Annotated in this window: 16 protein-coding genes; 9 read left to right on the top strand and 7 right to left on the bottom strand. The window is 43.4% G+C overall.

Annotated features, from left to right (window positions below):
- Nucleotides 1-6: 6 nt before the first annotated feature.
- The 4 genes from L0M98_RS14455 to L0M98_RS14440 form a co-directional block, all read right to left on the bottom strand.
- Nucleotides 7-600 carry an OmpH family outer membrane protein gene (locus L0M98_RS14455; RefSeq protein ID WP_227216798.1) on the bottom strand — a complete coding sequence of 198 codons (594 nt, stop codon included), beginning with the start codon at nucleotides 598-600 and terminating at the stop codon, nucleotides 7-9.
- A 90-nt stretch (nucleotides 601-690) separates the two neighbouring features.
- Nucleotides 691-1,365, bottom strand: coding sequence for a hypothetical protein (locus tag L0M98_RS14450; protein WP_227216799.1), 675 nt, complete (start codon nucleotides 1,363-1,365; stop codon nucleotides 691-693).
- Nucleotides 1,352-1,972: an RNA polymerase sigma factor gene (locus L0M98_RS14445; protein WP_099294385.1), complete on the bottom strand. Its 621-nt coding sequence runs from the start codon at nucleotides 1,970-1,972 to the stop codon at nucleotides 1,352-1,354. Before L0M98_RS14445 ends, L0M98_RS14450 begins: the two co-directional genes overlap by 14 nt.
- Entirely contained in the window at nucleotides 1,963-3,093 is a 1,131-nt protein-coding gene (locus L0M98_RS14440) for a glycosyltransferase (RefSeq protein ID WP_227216800.1), read from the bottom strand. Before L0M98_RS14440 ends, L0M98_RS14445 begins: the two co-directional genes overlap by 10 nt.
- 130 nt (nucleotides 3,094-3,223) lie before the next feature.
- Here L0M98_RS14440 and L0M98_RS14435 point away from each other — a divergent pair, with 130 nt between their 5' ends.
- Nucleotides 3,224-4,414, top strand: coding sequence for a 6-phosphofructokinase (locus L0M98_RS14435; protein WP_227216801.1), 1,191 nt, complete (start codon nucleotides 3,224-3,226; stop codon nucleotides 4,412-4,414).
- A gap of 186 nt (nucleotides 4,415-4,600) precedes the next feature.
- Here the strand turns inward: L0M98_RS14435 and L0M98_RS14430 are convergent, their stop codons facing one another.
- Entirely contained in the window at nucleotides 4,601-4,813 is a 213-nt protein-coding gene (locus L0M98_RS14430; RefSeq protein WP_227216802.1) for a hypothetical protein, read from the bottom strand.
- A 618-nt stretch (nucleotides 4,814-5,431) separates the two neighbouring features.
- Between L0M98_RS14430 and L0M98_RS14425 the strand changes: the two genes are divergently transcribed.
- The 6 genes from L0M98_RS14425 (at nucleotide 5,432) to L0M98_RS14400 (ending at nucleotide 11,443) form a co-directional block, all read left to right on the top strand.
- On the top strand, nucleotides 5,432-6,793 hold the full coding sequence (locus L0M98_RS14425) for a TrpB-like pyridoxal phosphate-dependent enzyme (RefSeq protein WP_099294393.1): 1,362 nt from the start codon (nucleotides 5,432-5,434) through the stop codon (nucleotides 6,791-6,793).
- 196 nt (nucleotides 6,794-6,989) lie between these two features.
- A complete protein-coding gene (prmA, locus tag L0M98_RS14420; RefSeq protein ID WP_099294395.1) occupies nucleotides 6,990-7,841 on the top strand; it encodes a 50S ribosomal protein L11 methyltransferase in 852 nt (283 codons plus the stop codon).
- Between the two features lie 305 nt (nucleotides 7,842-8,146).
- On the top strand, nucleotides 8,147-9,460 hold the full coding sequence (locus tag L0M98_RS14415) for an aspartate kinase (RefSeq protein ID WP_227216803.1): 1,314 nt from the start codon (nucleotides 8,147-8,149) through the stop codon (nucleotides 9,458-9,460).
- A 108-nt stretch (nucleotides 9,461-9,568) separates the two neighbouring features.
- Complete coding sequence (gene lysA, locus L0M98_RS14410) at nucleotides 9,569-10,726, top strand: diaminopimelate decarboxylase (protein WP_227216804.1); 1,158 nt, start codon at nucleotides 9,569-9,571, stop codon at nucleotides 10,724-10,726.
- A gap of 55 nt (nucleotides 10,727-10,781) precedes the next feature.
- Nucleotides 10,782-11,075, top strand: a complete 294-nt coding sequence (locus L0M98_RS14405; protein ID WP_227216805.1) for a type II toxin-antitoxin system HigB family toxin — start codon at nucleotides 10,782-10,784, stop codon at nucleotides 11,073-11,075.
- Between the two features lie 2 nt (nucleotides 11,076-11,077).
- Nucleotides 11,078-11,443 carry a helix-turn-helix domain-containing protein gene (locus L0M98_RS14400; RefSeq protein WP_227216806.1) on the top strand — a complete coding sequence of 122 codons (366 nt, stop codon included), beginning with the start codon at nucleotides 11,078-11,080 and terminating at the stop codon, nucleotides 11,441-11,443.
- A 64-nt stretch (nucleotides 11,444-11,507) separates the two neighbouring features.
- Here the strand turns inward: L0M98_RS14400 and floA are convergent, their stop codons facing one another.
- Both floA and L0M98_RS14390 read right to left on the bottom strand, forming a co-directional pair.
- Nucleotides 11,508-12,497: a flotillin-like protein FloA gene (gene floA / locus L0M98_RS14395; protein WP_099294405.1), complete on the bottom strand. Its 990-nt coding sequence runs from the start codon at nucleotides 12,495-12,497 to the stop codon at nucleotides 11,508-11,510.
- Between the two features lie 3 nt (nucleotides 12,498-12,500).
- Nucleotides 12,501-13,028, bottom strand: a complete 528-nt coding sequence (locus L0M98_RS14390; RefSeq protein WP_441301366.1) for a hypothetical protein — start codon at nucleotides 13,026-13,028, stop codon at nucleotides 12,501-12,503.
- Nucleotides 13,029-13,268: 240 nt separating this feature from the next.
- Between L0M98_RS14390 and L0M98_RS14385 the strand changes: the two genes are divergently transcribed.
- Together L0M98_RS14385 and L0M98_RS14380 are read left to right on the top strand one after the other, a co-directional pair.
- Nucleotides 13,269-14,189, top strand: coding sequence for an Rpn family recombination-promoting nuclease/putative transposase (locus L0M98_RS14385; RefSeq protein WP_227216822.1), 921 nt, complete (start codon nucleotides 13,269-13,271; stop codon nucleotides 14,187-14,189).
- Nucleotides 14,190-14,790: 601 nt separating this feature from the next.
- Nucleotides 14,791-17,571 (top strand): leucine-rich repeat protein, encoded by a 2,781-nt coding sequence (locus L0M98_RS14380; protein ID WP_227216808.1) that lies wholly within the window; start codon nucleotides 14,791-14,793, stop codon nucleotides 17,569-17,571.
- The last annotated feature ends 44 nt before the right edge of the window (nucleotides 17,572-17,615 follow it).

Below are 17,615 nucleotides of genomic sequence, written 5' to 3'. Positions count from 1 at the left end.
AAACGCTTATTTCTTTTGATATTGGGCATTCAACAAGCTTACCACCTCGTTGGTAATATTAAAACCATCTTGGGCAAACAACACGTTTCCGCCTAAAGTAGTACTTAATATCAACTGATAGCCTCTTGATTTATTATAATCCGTCAAGAAATTTGTAATGGCATCGTACAATTTACGATTGATTTCCATTTGTTCCCGTTGAGCGTTCTCGCTCATCTCCTGTTGCAGTTTTTGCAGATTCTGCTGTTTAATCAACAACTCCGTTTGAGCCTGTTCAGCTCTTTCGCGAGTAAGGAATCCGCCATTCTCTACTTTATGTTGGAACTCGGCAATTTCGCGATCAAGATTTTTTGCTTTCACGTTCAATTCCGTGCGATTCGCTTCGAGTTTTTTCAAAAACGCCTCGTTCAACTCCCTTGATTGAGTATACTTATTAAGCAAAGTATCCATGTTAATGTAGACAATTTTTGCATCCGCGTTTACAGTTGCAACCCCGTCTTGACTGCTCGTACTCTTACTACTCCCGGAGAAATGTAATATGTATAAAACAATTACGGCAATCAACAATAACACATTTAATCCTATCGACAAATTCTTCATAAAAACGTAACTTTGATATTAATAAATTGCTTCACTGGAAACTCTGCCCACACGTGGCTTGTTTCAAATACAAAGATAATCTTTCTTCCTTTAGTTATCCGTTTTTTCTCTTTTTTCTATATAAAAAATTTTCTTTAACAAGTCTATTTCCTGTACTCTTATCACTTTCCCTTTATCCGCCATACGCCGTGACCGCATTAAACCTTTCAACGCCGTGTAAGACTGCGTTCCTATCCCCAGCTTAACATCAACCATGCCTTTCATCTCCACTTTTCGGGCTAAATCGGAGATAACCATCTTCTGGTTCATCTCCCGGTCCATCTCTTTCACTGGGCGGGATGCCGCATTAACAGCACCTTTCATATTATTATGGGCAGTGATCAGATCGGAATCCATCTTGAAATCTTCCATGAAGAAACGGGGCAACACAACGACTTCAGCCAATTGAATAGTATCCCGTACCATGAAAATGCCTAAAAGATAATCATCCTTTTTCAAAGTATCGGAAACAACGATTCGCACGGGTTCAAAACCAACGTGCGAAAAATACAACGTGTCGCCGACCTTTACATGCACGGAAAATCGTCCTTGGTTATCCACGCCCCGAACCTCCTGCCCGAAACGATAAATAGCGTCAGGCAGAGGCTGTACGCTATCCCGGTCACAAATCACCCCCGTAACAAATATATCCCGGTCATTCGTGTCTTGCCCCCGTAAACCAAGGCATAAAAAAATCAGAAGGATAAAAAGGCTATGCCCTCTCATTTTCTCTGGCTATTTCCGTGTTCTGCAAAATATTCAGCAACAACTCCCTAGCCCGAAATAATTGAGCTTTCACCGTCCCTAGCGGGATTGCCAGCTCCTGTGCAATTTCTTCGTAAGAATACTCCTCAAAATAACGTAATTCTATCAATTGACGGTAACGGCCTTTCAGCATAGCGACTTTTTCCCGCATGAACTCAGCCCGTTGCTTGCGTATCGTTTCCTCTTCCGGGGTCAGTACGTCAGCCGGCACACTGTTAATATACCCGCGATCGTCAGGATTAATATCATCCTTATCCAAGGAAACAATTTTCGCTTTCTTCTTCCGAATAAAATCAATCGTGTTATTAGAAGCGATTTTAAACAACCAAGTACTGAATGCAAACTGAGGCGAATAGTAATTCAAACTCGCGAAAGCTTTCTCGAATGCCTCGAACATCAAGTCCTCCGCATCTGTTCTGTTATTCACCATCTTCAGTATCATAAAGTACACTGAGTCCTTATACCGCTTAAATAATTCGGCATAGGCTTTTTCATCTCCCGTTATTGCTCTTTTCACGACTTTGTAATCGTAGAGAGCTTTCTCTGACAAGTTGTTATTCAGCTCCATTTCTTTTTATTAAAAAATGAATATCCATTCCAGTACCATCGATAAACAAAACCGACTGTACTAATAATAAACGAAGTTAGGAATAATTTTTTTTGTTTCAGACAAATAGCGCAAATATTTAGCAAAACAAAATCCGTTAAAAATGCTATAATCATTATCACGGACAAATATACCGGATACACGCCAGTGAAAATCAAATAAATAGAGAGCGCATAAAAAATTAAACGCACTATTATACCTTTATCTATTCCTAATCTCTCCGTCATTGTCAATCTCATCTTACTAGCATAATAATACGATATTTCGTTTACCTCTCCTTTTTTGTCACTTTTATCAATTATCACGTACGTATCCGGACACTTTATTGTTTTAACCATTCCGAACTTCGACAATTCATTAACCATATCATTATCATATCCCAAATACGATTGTGAGTTCTTCGCGAACCCGCGGTTTTTAATGTAATACGATTTTCGGTAAGCCATGTTACATCCATCACCGAAAATATATTTTTTATTTTTTACCAAGACTAACATTTCTAAAAAACGGAGAAAACGGAAAGCCCGCCATGTAGTGATATTATGCTCACCCGGGGCGTAATTCGCGTAACCGACAACTACCGCCGTGTTTTCATCAAAATAAGATTGCATAGTCTCCACCCAATGCATCGTGGCAGGACGACAATGTATCTCGGAGAACAACAGAATATCATATTTTGCCGCGAGTACACCTATATTTATGGCCAATTTTTTCGTGAAACGAAATTTCGTGTCGGGAAAAATACGCGTACACCGCAACTCCGGATAATCTTTCTGAATCTCCGCCAACACATCCTGCGTGTCATCCTCCGAACATTCATCCACCACGATAACCTCGTATTTACCATAGGCTTGCATCAAGAAACTAGGCAGATTTCTCCTCAAAGCCTCCGCGTTATTATGAGCGGTAATAATAACGGATACCCCCTCCCCTTCCGGCTTATCAAGCCGTTTATCCTTCCGGGACACGATAATCACCCGTCGAATAATCAAGTACATATATATACATAACAACACGAGCAACGCGATTGCCCCGTACTTCAATATACCCGACTCTTCCCAAAAAACAAGCAAACTCTCCATTTTTCAAATAATATATGTTTTCTCGATAAAAAACGGACAAATATACTGACTTTAATAAGGAAATTAACGTATTAATTAAATTAATTCATGTATATTAGTTCGATTTTACTAACATAAAGCTACTACAATTATGGTACCACAAAAAACAAGAGGAATCATAGGAATACTCACCGGAGGAGGCGATGTTCCCGGCTTGAACCCCGCTATACGGGCGGTAACCATCAGAGCCTTACGCGAAGGGTATAAAGTGATCGGGATACGAAGAGGTTGGGGTGGTCTGATAGACATCGTGCGGGACCCGGAATACGATAACTCCAACAATTTCTTCGAGTTAACCGAAGAAATCGTGAACAAAGCAGGGCGCACGGGAGGTACATTTCTTCACACGTCACGCACGCGGGCTTCACACGTTCCGAGGGCTAACGTGCCGAAACACCTGCAAGAACAATACTCGGACGATATCAATGATTTAACCCCGGAGGTTCTGAAAAATCTCGAATTTATGGGGATAGATTACCTGATACCGATCGGGGGCGACGACACACTGAGTTACGCCGTCCGTCTGAGCAAAGAAAGTGTCAAGGTGGTCGCCATTCCCAAGACAATGGACAATGACGTACCGGGAACCGATTATTGTATCGGTTTCAGCACTTGCATCACCAGAACGATTTCACTCACGCATGACTTGCGCACTTCTGCCGGATCACACGAACGTATTCTCGTGCTGGAAGTATTCGGGCGTTATGCCGGTTTCACCGCCATGCTACCCACGCTGGCAGGTGCGGCCAATCGTTGCGTGATCCCGGAATACGAATTCAATATCGAGCGCCTAACCGAATTACTTTGTGAAGACCGTTTCACGAACCCAAGCAAATACTCGGTAGTCCTCGTGTCGGAAGGGGCTACCTTCTGCGGCGGGAACATGATATTCCAAAGCGAAGAAACAGATATGTTCGGGCACAAGAAGCTGGGAGGCATCGGGAACATGATTTCCGAACAACTCAAGGAACTTACCCCGCAATTCAATCACGGGCAAGTGATCAACACTATAACCCAAAAACTAGGTTATCTTGTACGCTGTGGAGATCCGGACGCGCTTGATTCCATCGTTCCCATGGCATACGGTAACCTTGCACTTGACTTGATAAATAAAGGATTGCACGGGCGACTGGTTATCCTGCGTAACGGACGCTATGACAACGCTCCCATCGAAATCGTGACCAGCAGCAAGAAACTCGTGGATGTCCAGAAATTCTACAACACGGACAGACTACGTCCCAAATACAACAGTTTCGAATTTATGCCACAAATGATACTATAAAGGAGGTGTGTTTTGACACACCTCCAGTCTGTAATGTCCATAAAGTCGAGCCTTCGGCTCCTAAAGTCTGTAAAGTCCATGATTTATAACATAATGATATAAATCAATTCTTTCGATACATTTGACCTTACGACATTATGGACTTTCAGACCTTATGGACGAGAGGGGGTGTTTCGCCCCCCTCCTTTACTTTTTCACTTTCACCGCGGTAGAATCAGGTGCAATACTATCCACCTCCACGACTACCTCCGACTCCTCGATGACAGCGCCTGCCGGTTGCTGGGCTTGATTACCCGATTGTACCTTACTCTTCTGGCTATTCCCGCAAGAAGCCAATGCCAATCCGGCAACAATAGTCACCATGCAAATCCATTCAATTCTTCCAAAAGTTCTCATCATAATTAATTTTAGTTTAGCTAGAATACAATAATAAATACTACGAGCATAATTGACAATATGTTACAAAAATAAGGTGGGTAACCATCACGGCCCCACCTTGACAAATTTAGAATTTTCAAAAATTGTTACGGAAAACATAACAATATCTTACTTGCATCGTTTAAACTAACAAAAGAAATGCCTCCGGCTTCTTATTAAACTAAGATCCCACTCCGAATTTAATAAAACGTGCATAGCACACCGGAGGCAATCTCTTCTGTGCAATACACGTTCATTTATCTTAATTCGAGTGGGATGCTGCAAATGTAAGCAATTAATTCCATAAACGGCAATAGTGAAGCGTTATTTTCGTGAAAGAATTAATACCTGACAACATTATTTTTTACTTTGAATTTGGAAAAAAGAAAATCAATGCCTAGTTTTGCACCGAACAAAGAGAAAGAAAGATTATGATATACAATCAACACATAGCCCTTACTTGGTGGTGGCACCTCTTTAAACTTCATAGTAAACAATGAGGTTATGTGATTGTATTGCATAATTGAAGATATAGAGAGAGCCTATTGTTTACTAGCAATAGGCTCTCTTCTTTTTTATTCACTATTAAAATCAGAAAACATGAAACAGATCAAGAAAATCCTGCTCACGGAGCAAGAAATGCCGACAACATGGTATAACATCGCGGCCGATATGCCGAACAAACCTCTCCCCCCGCTTCACCCGGGCACGAAACAACCGTTGAAGCCGGAAGACCTTTACCCGCTGTTTGCCGAAGAACTGGCAAAACAAGAATTTTCCACGGAACGGTATATCGAGATCCCCGACGAAGTACAAGACTTGTACAAAATCTGGAGATCAACCCCTCTCGTGCGGGCTTACGCGTTGGAAAAAGCTCTCGACACCCCGGCAAAAATCTATTTCAAAAACGAGGGAACGAGTCCTGCCGGTTCACACAAACCGAACACGGCAATCGCTCAAGCCTATTACAATTATAAACAGGGAATCAAACGAATCACCACGGAAACCGGTGGCGGACAATGGGGTACGGCACTCAGTTTTGCCTGCCAGCATTTCGGTCTGGATCTGAAAGTCTTCATGGTCAAGGTCAGCTACAACCAGAAACCCTACCGCAAACTCATGATGAACACGTGGGGTTCCGACGTGATCCCCTCCCCGAGCGAACTGACGGCAGCCGGAAGAAAGATATTGAGTGAATTTCCCGATTCCCCCGGCAGCTTGGGAATAGCCATTTCCGAAGCCGTTGAATTAGCCGCACAAGACCCGCTGACGAATTACTCCCTCGGAAGCGTGTTGAACCACGTGTTGTTACACCAGACAATCATCGGAGAGGAAGCACTGTTACAAATGGAGAAAGCGGGAGATGAACCGGATATCGTGATCGGTTGCTTTGGCGGCGGCTCTAACTTCGCCGGAATCAGTTTTCCCTTTATCCGTCGCAACTTGAAAGAAGGCAAACACACCCGGGTTATCGCCGTGGAACCTCAATCCTGCCCGAAACTCACTCGCGGAAAATTCCAGTATGACTTCGGCGACACCGTCGGTCTCACGCCATTACTCCCCATGTACACGCTGGGACACGACTTCCAGCCGGCAAGTATTCACGCGGGTGGCCTGCGTTATCACGGCGCGGGAGTTCTGGTCAGTCAATTATTGAAAGATCAACTCATGGAAGCCGTCGCGATACCCCAACTGGAAACATTCGAGGCAGGAATCCTGTTCGCTAAAACCGAAGGCATCATTCCCGCACCGGAATCCACCCATGCCATCGCCCAAGCTATTCGCGAAGCAAAAATCGCCAAGGAAGAAGGGAAAGCTAAAACAATCCTTTTCAACCTATCCGGACACGGAATGATCGATTTATTCGCTTACGAGCAATACCTTGGAGGTAACTTGCAAAATTTCGAACTTTCAGATCAGGAGATCGCTCAATCGTTGAATAAACTGGAGAAACTCATGTGAAGAGCAAATAAGTCCGTAAAGCCTATAAGATCCATAAGGTCAAAAGTCCATTGCCCCCACGGGGCGTTTTGTTCACGATAACAGAACTGTCGGTGAAATCGTCCGGAGGGCACCATGACTTTGCAACCTTATAGACTTTATGGACCTTACGGACTTTTGACTATTTTTTGCTACATTTGCAAAAAAATCAGATAGCATGTTTTATACAGAACTTACTTTCCATATCACTCCCCACGTGGAGGACATTGCCGATGCACTCATCGCCGAATTAGGCAACCTCGGTTACGACAGTTTCTCGTACACGGACGACGGTTTCAAAGCCTACATCCCATCAAAAGATTTCAAGCCGGAACAAGTTGAAGAAATGGAAATCCTCTCTTTCTTCCGCTCTCTGTACACCATTACATGGGAGAAAGCCGAAATCGAGAACCAAGACTGGAACAAAATATGGGAAGAAAACTTCACCCCCATACTCGTTCAAGATCGTATTCTGGTGCGGGCGGGTTTCCACCCCTCGATTGATAACATCGAACACGAAATCATCATCGACCCGAAAATGAGTTTCGGTACCGGACACCACGCCACCACGGCACTGATGCTGGAAAACATACTTGACATGAAACCCGAATTCAAGGGGAAAAAAGTACTCGACATGGGGTGCGGCACGGGAATCCTGTCTATTATGGCGGCACAAGCCGGGGCGACCACCCTCACCGGAATCGACATCGACGAGTGGGCTTATAACAATGCCATGGAGAACATCGCCACCAACAACGTGCAAAACATCCGTGTACTGATCGGTGACGCCGCTCTATTGGACGGCAAAGAACGTTACGACATCATCCTTGCCAACATCAACCGCAACATCCTGCTCAACGACATGCACGCCTACGTGAATGTATTGAACCCGAACGGTTACCTCATCATGAGCGGATTCTACACGGAAGATATCCCCATGATCCGGGACAAAGCTGAAAGTCTGGGACTCAAATATCAATCCCACAAGATAAAAGACAACTGGACGGCTGTTATCTTCCATAACCTGTAACTCTGCAACGTGGCAAAACCACTTGAGGATACGGCGTTAAAAAAATGAATGCCGTTTCCCCAATCGTTAATATTTTAACAAGGTCTTGTTTTTTCAAATTCTATATGCAATATTTGCATCGTGAAAACACAAAAGTAGTATGATGACTCAAAATACAAACAAATATAAACATATGATGATGTGCATGCAAAGGCTCTTTGCAGGCTAACGTACTGTTGTGAAAAAAACTGACGAAGAAGCCTGTGTGATTACACGGGCTTTTTTCATGCGAAAAAAATGAACGGATAAAACAAAAATAAAACATTATGAATGTACTGAAATTTGGAGGCACCTCTGTCGGTAGCGCTCCGCGAATCAAAGAAGTGGCACAACTCATCTCGGACGAGCAACCCAAAATCGTGGTACTCTCCGCCATGTCGGGAACCACCAACACGCTGGTTGACATCACGAACAACCTCTACCGGAACGATCGTCAGGAAGCCCTGACCGCGATACAGAATCTGGAACTCGATTACCTGATGACCATTAGCGAACTCTACGACACGGAGGATTACAAGCACAAGGGACAGGAATTCGTGCAAACCATCTTCACCTATCTCCGTTCCTTTATTAATAAAGACTTTTATCCCCTGCAAGAGAAAGCCGTCGTGGCACAGGGAGAAATCATCTCCACCACCCTCATGCACTACTACCTGCAAGAACAAGGCATCCCCTCGACATTACTCTCCGCCCTCGACTTCATGCGTATCGACAAGGATTGCGAGCCGGATTATTTCTACATCGAACAAAACTTGAAGCGCCTGCTTTCCAACCCGACCACCGAACGCATCATCATCACCCAAGGATTCATCTGTCGCAACGCCTACGGGGAAATCGATAATTTAAAAAGAGGAGGCAGTGACTACTCCGCCGCCTTGATCGGGGCTGCCGTCAATGCCGGCGAGATACAGATATGGACAGACATCGACGGTGTACACAACAACGATCCCCGTTACGTGAAAAACACCCAACCACTCCGGAGCCTCTCTTTCGACGAAGCGGCGGAATTGGCGTACTTCGGGGCAAAAATCCTGCACCCGTCAAGTATACAACCGGCAAAAAGGGCAAACATCCCCGTCCGCATGAAAAACACAATGAACCCCGGTGACGAGGGAACCCTGATCACCAAAGAAAGTCCGGTACGAAACTTCAAGGCTGTCGCCGCCAAAGACGGGATTACCGCTATCAAGGTAAAATCCAGCAACATGCTTCTGGCATACGGCTTCGTTCGCAAAGTATTCGAGATATTCGAGTCATGGAAAACACCGATTGACATGATAGCTACCTCCGAAGTAGCCATCTCGCTAACCATCGACAATACCTGCCATCTGGAAGATATCAAAAAAGATTTGACCAAATACGGGACAATCGAGGTAGAAGAAAACCTGTCCATCATCTGCATCGTCGGTGACTGCTCCATCAACAACAACGGCCTCGCCGCCCAAGCCCTCACCGCTCTGCAAGACATCCCGTTACACATGATCTCCTACGGGGCAAGCGAACACAGCATCTCCCTGCTCGTTAAACAGGAAGACAAACAACGTGCTTTACAAGACCTTAGCGAGAGATTATTTAATTGAGTTCATAAAGTTTATAAAGTTCGTAAGGTTCATAAAGTATAATATATGACAACAAAATAAACCTTATAAACCTTATAAACTTTACAAACCTTATAAACCTAATTGAAAATGAATATAGAAACCGTCAAAACATTTCAATCTTTAAAAACACCATTCTATTATTACGACACCGCACTTTTGCGGGCAACCCTCCAATCCGCGACACAAGAGGCCAACCGCCACGGTTTCCATTTACACTATGCCGTGAAAGCCAATGCTAACCCTAGAATACTTGAAATCATCCAAGATTATGGAATAGGAGCCGATTGTGTCAGCGGCAACGAAGTTGCTCGAGCCGTCGAATACGGCTTCCACCCCAACCGGATCGTGTATGCCGGAGTAGGCAAAAGTGATGACGAAATCCGACTCGCGCTGGGAAAAGACATATTCTGCTTTAACTGCGAATCACTGCCGGAAATAGAGGTAATCAACACGCTCGCCGGGGAACTCGGTAAAAAAGCATCTATCGCCCTTCGCGTCAACCCGAACGTGGACGCCCACACGCACCATTACATCACCACGGGAATAGAAGAAAACAAATTCGGCTTCTACCTTTATGACTTGGAGCACGCCATCGCCGTCTGCCGGGAATTGGAAAACATCCGTCTTATCGGGTTACATTTCCACATCGGTTCCCAAATCACCGACCTCACCGTGTTCCGAGGACTTTGCCTGCGGGTAAACGAAATACAGGCTCGTCTGAAAGAACAGGGTATTATCCTCCCCCACGTCAATTTCGGAGGCGGCTTGGGTATCAATTACGACTGCCCCTCCTGCGGGTTAATCCCGGACTTCGCTTCTTATTTCCAGACATTCGCCGATTTCTTCGAAGCCCAACCCGGACAGCAACTGCATTTCGAGTTGGGACGCTCTCTCGTGGGACAATGCGGCTCACTCGTTTCCCGCGTACTCTACGTGAAAGAAGGCAAGCACAAAAAATTCGTGATACTCGACGCCGGAATGAACGACCTCCTGCGTCCCGCCCTTTACCAAGCATTCCATCGCATCGAAAACCTCACCTCCATACAACCGTACGAAAAATACGATATCGTGGGCCCGATATGCGAATCCTCCGACTGCTTCGGCAAAGACCGGGAACTCCCCGCCACCCGACGAGGCGACCTCATCGCCATCCGCTCCTGCGGAGCCTACGGCGAAGTCATGGCCTCCCGGTACAACTTACGAGATTTACCCGGCTCTTTCTTCTTTCGTGATATTGAAAATTAGAATTATATTTTGTTTTTCAAAATAATAATATTACCTTTGTGAAAAGAAAGCAAACATGAGAATAATCGCCAAGAGTAAAATAACAGAATACTGTACCAACAATAAAGAAGCCGAAGTCGCGCTTGAAGAGTGGTATCAAAAAACAAAAAAAGCTGAATGGACATGTTTTGCTGACATGAAGAAAACTTTTAATAGCGTGGACAATGTAGGTAACCAACACTACGTGTTCAACATTAAAGGTAATAATTACAGACTAATTGTAGTGATCAAATTCACAATAAAAACAGTATTAATTCGCTTTATTGGCACACATGCCGAATACGATAGAATAGACGCTAAAAATACTTGATTATGGGAAAGATACAGAACGAGCTAGCTTACAGGGCAACAATGGAAAGAATAGAGGAACTTCTTCCATTAGTTGATGACAACACCCCTTTAGATGACAAAAACTTAATAGAATTGGATATATTGTCCGCTCTAGTAGAGGAATATGAAGACATACATTATCCCATACAATCTCCTTCATTAGTAGATATCATCAAATTAAGAATGTATGAAATGGGACTCAACCAAATAAAATTATCTGAATTATTGGGAGTTAGTCCCTCAAGAATTAGCGACTACTTGACAGGGCGAAGCGAACCGACTTTAAAAGTGGCTCGTGAAATTAGCAAGAAATTAAATATTGACGCTAATATTGTATTAGGCATATAACAAAAAAGTGCACAATCAAGGTCATGAGATTGTGCACTTTTTTTTAGAAACTTGAAAATGCATATCACTTCTGCGTATTCTTCTTATCGTTCGGCTTAGCGATCGACTCCCGCATACTCGTGTCCGCCTCGATATTCTTCATTTTATAGTAATCCATGATACCGAGATTACCGTTACGGAAAGCTTCTGCCATAGCGCGCGGCACTTCGGCTTCCGCCTCGATCACCCGGGCGCGCATCTCTTGTGCCAGAGCCTTCATCTCGTGTTCGGTGGCAACTGCCATGGCGCGACGTTCCTCTGCCTTCGCTTGGGCAATCTTCAAATCTGCCTCTGCTTGGTCTGTCTGCAACTCGGCACCGATATTCTTACCGATGTCGATATCGGCGATATCAATAGACAAGATTTCAAAAGCGGTACCGGAATCCAATCCCTTGCTCAACACCACTTTCGATATAGAATCTGGGTTCTCCAATACTTCCTTGTGCGAACCGGCAGAACCGATAGACGACACGATACCTTCGCCGACACGAGCCAAAATAGTTTCCTCCCCGGCACCCCCGACCAACTGGCGGATATTCGCTCGCACGGTAACCCGCGCTTTAGCGATCAACTGGATACCGTCCTTTGCCACAGCGGCAACGGGAGGAGTATTAATCACTTTCGGGTTCACGCTCATTTGCACCGCCTCGAACACGTCACGACCAGCCAAGTCTACCGCCGTGGCAATCTGGAATGTCAAATCAATATTCGCCTTGGACGCCGACACCAAAGCGTGTACCACTTGAGCCACGTGACCTCCTGCCAGATAATGGGCTTCCAGAAGATCGCGATAAAGTTCCAATCCGGCTTTCTTGCCCTCGATCATGGCACGCACGATGATAGTAGGCGGCACTTTTCTCCAACGCATCAACACGAGTTGCAATAATGACACCTTTACATCGGACACCAACGCCTGAAACCACAACCCGATCGGAATGAAGTAGAGAATCATCCAAAGCAAGAACAATCCACCCGCGATGACCGCTACCAGAAAAAACAAACTGCTATTATCCATCCTTTATTCTGTTTTTAGTTTAACAATTATCTTATTTTTATACACCTTCACTACTACTACCTCCCGGTTCTCCTCCACGTACCCCGAGCGAGATTCCGCTTCCACCACGTTGTCACCAACCCGGACTTTTCCCATCGGGGCCAAACGCCCTTGCGCCACCCCGACATCACCTTCTTTAATCGAATCGTCGACACCTTCCACGGCACTATCAATCTGGCTATTCAATTGCATCCGCTTCCATGTCTTCGAGCGCAAGGCGTACCACGTCACCCCGAACCCGCAAATCGCCGTCCCGAGCAAGGTAAAATGTCCCACCGTAGTGCCCATGGTAGAATAAGCCACGTAAATCGCTACCGCCACACAACCGATGCCAAGTATCCCGGCTACATTCACCCCGGGAAACACGAGAAACTCAAGAATCAACAGGATAAAACCTATCGCAATGAGCATGAATAACACGAACCACTCCATATTCAACATTTTTAATTTGTTAAAGATACATTTTTTCAAGATATATATATGCGTTATCACGCCGAAAAATTCAATATTTCTCCTTCCCTTCTCTTACCCTTCCGACAAACATCTATCCATCAACTATTGATCATCTATCCATCATCTATTCCCGAATACAATAGATGACGGATAAATGTCCGGCAATTCATCCCCTTGTGCCAGCCGAAAGGGCAAGAGAAGTGTACAAGAATAATATCACGATTAACGTGAATGTTCCAAAAAAATAATAACTTTGTGAGATTACTAATTGTTCGCATTATGGAATTACACGACAGGTACATACGATTTGACTGGGCCATCAAACGTCTACTCAGGAACAAAGCGAATTTCGGGGTACTCGAAGGGCTTTTAACCGTGTTGCTCAACAAAGAGATCCACATTATAGAGATTCTCGAGAGCGAGAGTAATCAACGACACGAGGATGACAAGTTTAACCGGGTCGACATCAAGGCTCGCGACAACGAGGACGAGATTATCATTGTCGAGGTGCAGGTTACCCGCGAACTATACTATCTCGAGCGTATCCTTTACGGAGTTGCCAAGGCGATTACCGAGCACATCGAGCTAGGGCATATTTACTCAGAAGTGAAAAAAGTGTATTCTATCAGTATACTTTATTTTGACATTGGCAAGGGGGACGACTATCTCTATCACGGACAAAATTCATTCGTGGGAGTACACACCGGAGATTTGTTACAGATCACAACGAAAGAGAAAGATACCATCACCCGGAGGCTTCCCTCTGAGATATTCCCCGAGTATATTCTCATCCGGCTAAACGAATTTGACAAGGTAGCGGTAACCCCTCTGGAAGAGTGGCTCGATTACCTGAAAAACGGGCATATCCGTCCCGACACGCAAGCCCCGGGATTAGCGGAAGCCCGACAAAAACTAATATATTACAATATGGACAAAGCAGAACGGGAAGCCTATGACCGCCATGTAGATGCAATCATGATCCAAAACGATGTTTTAGGCACGGCAAAGCTGGAAGGATTGATTGAGGGAAGAGCGGAAGGAAGAGCAGAAGGAAGGGTCGAGGGAAAAGCTGAAGGAAAGGCTGAAGGAAGAGTTGAAGGTCTTATGGAAGTAGCCCGCAATCTAAAAAAAATAGGCATACCTATTAATACTATCGTGGAAAGTACCGGGCTAACCATCGAAGAGATTAATAACCTATGATATTCCCAATTGCCCACCCGACCGTGGCGAATGATGTAAAAACCGAAGGGTTGCCGGCAATTTTTCGGCAACCCTTCGGTTATATAAATTTTTTTCTATAGAAGATTTTTTCTACTAAACATTCGATAACATTTTTTCAATAACACAAAATATACTCTAACACCCCCTCTCGCACTTTCTTCTATAGTAAATTTCAATATTCTCCTTTCGCAAAGCCAAAATAGGTTAACCTAAATTCTTTTTATTCTAACGTTTATTGTAAATTTGTGATGCGGTCACCCCCGTGAGTGTTTGTAAAATGCTAATTATTCTTTATATTTGTGAGTCGTTTAGAACAATCTAAATGATGACAATTTAATGAAAAGCGTTTAGTTTTATCCTCATCATGAAAATCGCCAATTTTTTTGCAAAGGGATAAACGGTACAAACGCTCATGCTTGCCATATAGTTATCTACACTATACATGGTTTAGCGTGGGGTGACTGTTTATTTTTGCAAGGGTGTTTGGCGATACCTCAAGATGGATAAACTGAAAGTTCCCACGCTATTTCTTTTATAATAATTTACCTTCAGGGAATTAGGGTTACAAAAGTATGGTTGTATGTGGAATTTATTTACTCGTTTTTTCAAGTGCCGGCACTTGATATGGCTTTCGCTCCTATGCGTTTCTTTTGCAGGATGCAAAGATGATTTCGATGACAGTGAATTACGCGAACAAATAGCGGATTTAGACGGAAGATTAAGCTCTCTTGAAAAGTTGTGCGCCCAGATGAACACCAATATCTCGTCCATGCAGACGATCATCAATGCGTTGCAACAAAACGATTACATCACAGGAGTTACCCCTATCACAGAGGGAAGCACCACGATCGGGTACACAATCACTTTCGTTAAAAACAAACCGATCACCATCTACCACGGGAAAGCTGGAGAAAAAGGAGAGCAAGGGGATAACGGTATTACCCCACAATTCAAAATTGAAAACGGCAGATGGATGCTATCATGGGACAACGGTTCCACGTGGGAGGACGCAGGACAGGCAACCGGCGACAAGGGAGAAGCGGGACTACCGGGTGTCACCCCTGACTTAAAAATCCAAAATGGCAGATGGATGATTTCATGGGACAAGGGCTCCACGTGGAAGGATCTGGGACAGGCGACAGGAGATCAAGGACAACAAGGCGATGCCGGCATCACCCCACAATTCAAAATCGAATTTGGAAACTGGTTCGTGTCCTTTGACAACGGGACAAACTGGAGTCTACTGGGGCAAGCCACCGGTGACAAGGGAGAAGACGGGGTGACTCCTGTTATCGGGATAAAACAAGATACGGATGGCGTCTATTACTGGACCCTGAATGGCACTTGGCTTTTGGATGATTACAACCAAAAAATCAAGGCAGAAGGAACCAACGGGAAAAACGGACAACCCGGGCAGAATGGCACACCAGGGCAAGAAGGGATTACTCCTGTTTTAAAAATAGAGGAGGGATACTGGTACGTTTCGTATGACAATGAAAATACTTGGCAACAATTGGGGAAAGCTACAGGAGAAAGTGATAGTTCCTTCTTTCAAGAGATTACAGAAGATGAAGATTACTTACATATAAGATTGACAGGACATTCAACAACAATTTCAATTCCAAAATATAAACCTCTCGCCATCAATTTTGTTGAACTAGAAGATATTTGCGTCCATCCAAATACAACTTACTTTATTGACTACAGTTTAGTCGGTTCCGATGAAAACACGACAATTAAGATAATTGCACAAGACGGTTTCCATGCTAAAGTAGAGCTAATAAATCATACACGAGGTACAATTATAATCACAACTCCCAACGATGTTTTGGAAAGCGAAGTCTTGATCTTGATTTCAGATGGTAAAGGACACACTATAATACGTTCTATCAATTTTTTTGAAGGAATCATCAGCATAACAACAAAAAATTATCACGTGGGATATGAAGGAGGTAAAATAGACGTGGAGCTCACAACAAATATCGAATACACAATAGATATTCCTGACGAAGCAAAAACATGGTTAAGCGTAGCTACGCCTATCGCCAGAAGTAGCATGCGAAGAGAGGTTATTTCCTTTATTGCACAACTCAATGCGACCTCAGCAGAACGTTCCGCAACAATACGTTTAATTGACAAACATGAAAAATATTCAGAATCAATACTAATCACCCAACAAAGAGGCATCGTAAAAAATGTTTTTCACGTGGCAATTCCCGGAACTCTTAGCCAATTTGTACCTAACGAAGATATTAATCTGATAGAAGAAATAACAATTACCGGTTCCTTAAATAAAGCTGATTACGATTTTATCAATACCCTACCCATATTAAAACATGTTGATTTAAGTGGGCTAACGGATGCCACAATTCCCCCTGATGCTTTCAACAATTCCGCAATCAACTACCGCTCAACAATTTCTTCAATCATATTACCATCAAAACTAATTGAAATTGAGAATAGTGCATTTCATTGTAGTTCAATAACGACGATTGATATACCTCCAACCGTAAAAAAAATTGGTATTGGAGCCTTCTCCGAAAGTAAAATAACCTCTCTAATCATTCCTAATTCTGTTGAATATATTGGAGCAGGTGCATTTGCTCATACAGAAAAATTAAGAGGGGATATTACTATCCCTAACGAAACAACATTTCTTGGAGAACGTGCGTTTTATTATTCAGGATTTGATGGTAAATTAACATTAGGCACAGGAATAAAAGAAATCTACCCTATGACTTTTCAATATTGCGAAAATGCTAAAGGAGATTTAATTATCCCCGCCAATATTCAAAAAATAGGATATTGGGCTTTTAATCATTATGGAGATGACTATTTCAAAAACAGAGGGACATTGCGAATTAATGCGAATTTGGATACGATTCCTCATGGTGCATTTTCAAGTAGACATTTCACTGGTAATCTTGTTATTCCTGAAAGTGTTGTTTATATTGGAGAAACGGCATTTGAAGGAAACTTTTTTACAGGTGATTTAATTATTCCAGACAAAGTTGAAGTTATCGGGGAAAGAGCATTTAGTTATAGACTTGAGGCTGGTCGTGATAGTTATTTCGATAATCTTATTTTGGGAACGAACCTTGTCTTTATTGACAAATATGCTTTTGCACATCTATACCAAGGACCTGCAATCGGTTCAACCCCATATTATGTGGGACATTCTTTTGACAAAATAAAAATAAAAAGAACTAATGCCAATAATTTCTCGTTCGATCGTTATGCTTTTGGTGAACCACCATCAGGAATGAAACAATATGATTTTGAAGTACCCATTGGAACTAGTTCCATTTATCAGGAAATCCTAAAGTGGCATATAAAAAGTATTACCGAAATCAATTTTTAGTAACTTTGGATGCTTATATTTTGAGTTAACAACGTAAAACTTAT

The sequence above is a fragment of the Butyricimonas sp. DFI.6.44 genome, from assembly GCF_022132345.1.
In the GTDB taxonomy this organism is placed as follows: Bacteria; Bacteroidota; Bacteroidia; order Bacteroidales; family Marinifilaceae; genus Butyricimonas; species Butyricimonas muris.
Note: the sequence above shows the minus strand (reverse complement) of the source record. Positions and strands in the feature narration are given on the sequence as shown.

Coding starts and splice junctions, on each gene's coding strand:
- L0M98_RS14455 (WP_227216798.1), bottom strand. CDS start 600: ATGAAGAATTTGTCGATAGGATTAAATGTGTTATTGTTGATTGCCGTA.
- L0M98_RS14450 (WP_227216799.1), bottom strand. CDS start 1,365: ATGAGAGGGCATAGCCTTTTTATCCTTCTGATTTTTTTATGCCTTGGT.
- L0M98_RS14445 (WP_099294385.1), bottom strand. CDS start 1,972: ATGGAGCTGAATAACAACTTGTCAGAGAAAGCTCTCTACGATTACAAA.
- L0M98_RS14440 (WP_227216800.1), bottom strand. CDS start 3,093: ATGGAGAGTTTGCTTGTTTTTTGGGAAGAGTCGGGTATATTGAAGTAC.
- L0M98_RS14435 (WP_227216801.1), top strand. CDS start 3,224: ATGGTACCACAAAAAACAAGAGGAATCATAGGAATACTCACCGGAGGA.
- L0M98_RS14430 (WP_227216802.1), bottom strand. CDS start 4,813: ATGATGAGAACTTTTGGAAGAATTGAATGGATTTGCATGGTGACTATT.
- L0M98_RS14425 (WP_099294393.1), top strand. CDS start 5,432: ATGAAACAGATCAAGAAAATCCTGCTCACGGAGCAAGAAATGCCGACA.
- prmA (WP_099294395.1), top strand. CDS start 6,990: ATGTTTTATACAGAACTTACTTTCCATATCACTCCCCACGTGGAGGAC.
- L0M98_RS14415 (WP_227216803.1), top strand. CDS start 8,147: ATGAATGTACTGAAATTTGGAGGCACCTCTGTCGGTAGCGCTCCGCGA.
- lysA (WP_227216804.1), top strand. CDS start 9,569: ATGAATATAGAAACCGTCAAAACATTTCAATCTTTAAAAACACCATTC.
- L0M98_RS14405 (WP_227216805.1), top strand. CDS start 10,782: ATGAGAATAATCGCCAAGAGTAAAATAACAGAATACTGTACCAACAAT.
- L0M98_RS14400 (WP_227216806.1), top strand. CDS start 11,078: ATGGGAAAGATACAGAACGAGCTAGCTTACAGGGCAACAATGGAAAGA.
- floA (WP_099294405.1), bottom strand. CDS start 12,497: ATGGATAATAGCAGTTTGTTTTTTCTGGTAGCGGTCATCGCGGGTGGA.
- L0M98_RS14385 (WP_227216822.1), top strand. CDS start 13,269: ATGGAATTACACGACAGGTACATACGATTTGACTGGGCCATCAAACGT.
- L0M98_RS14380 (WP_227216808.1), top strand. CDS start 14,791: ATGTGGAATTTATTTACTCGTTTTTTCAAGTGCCGGCACTTGATATGG.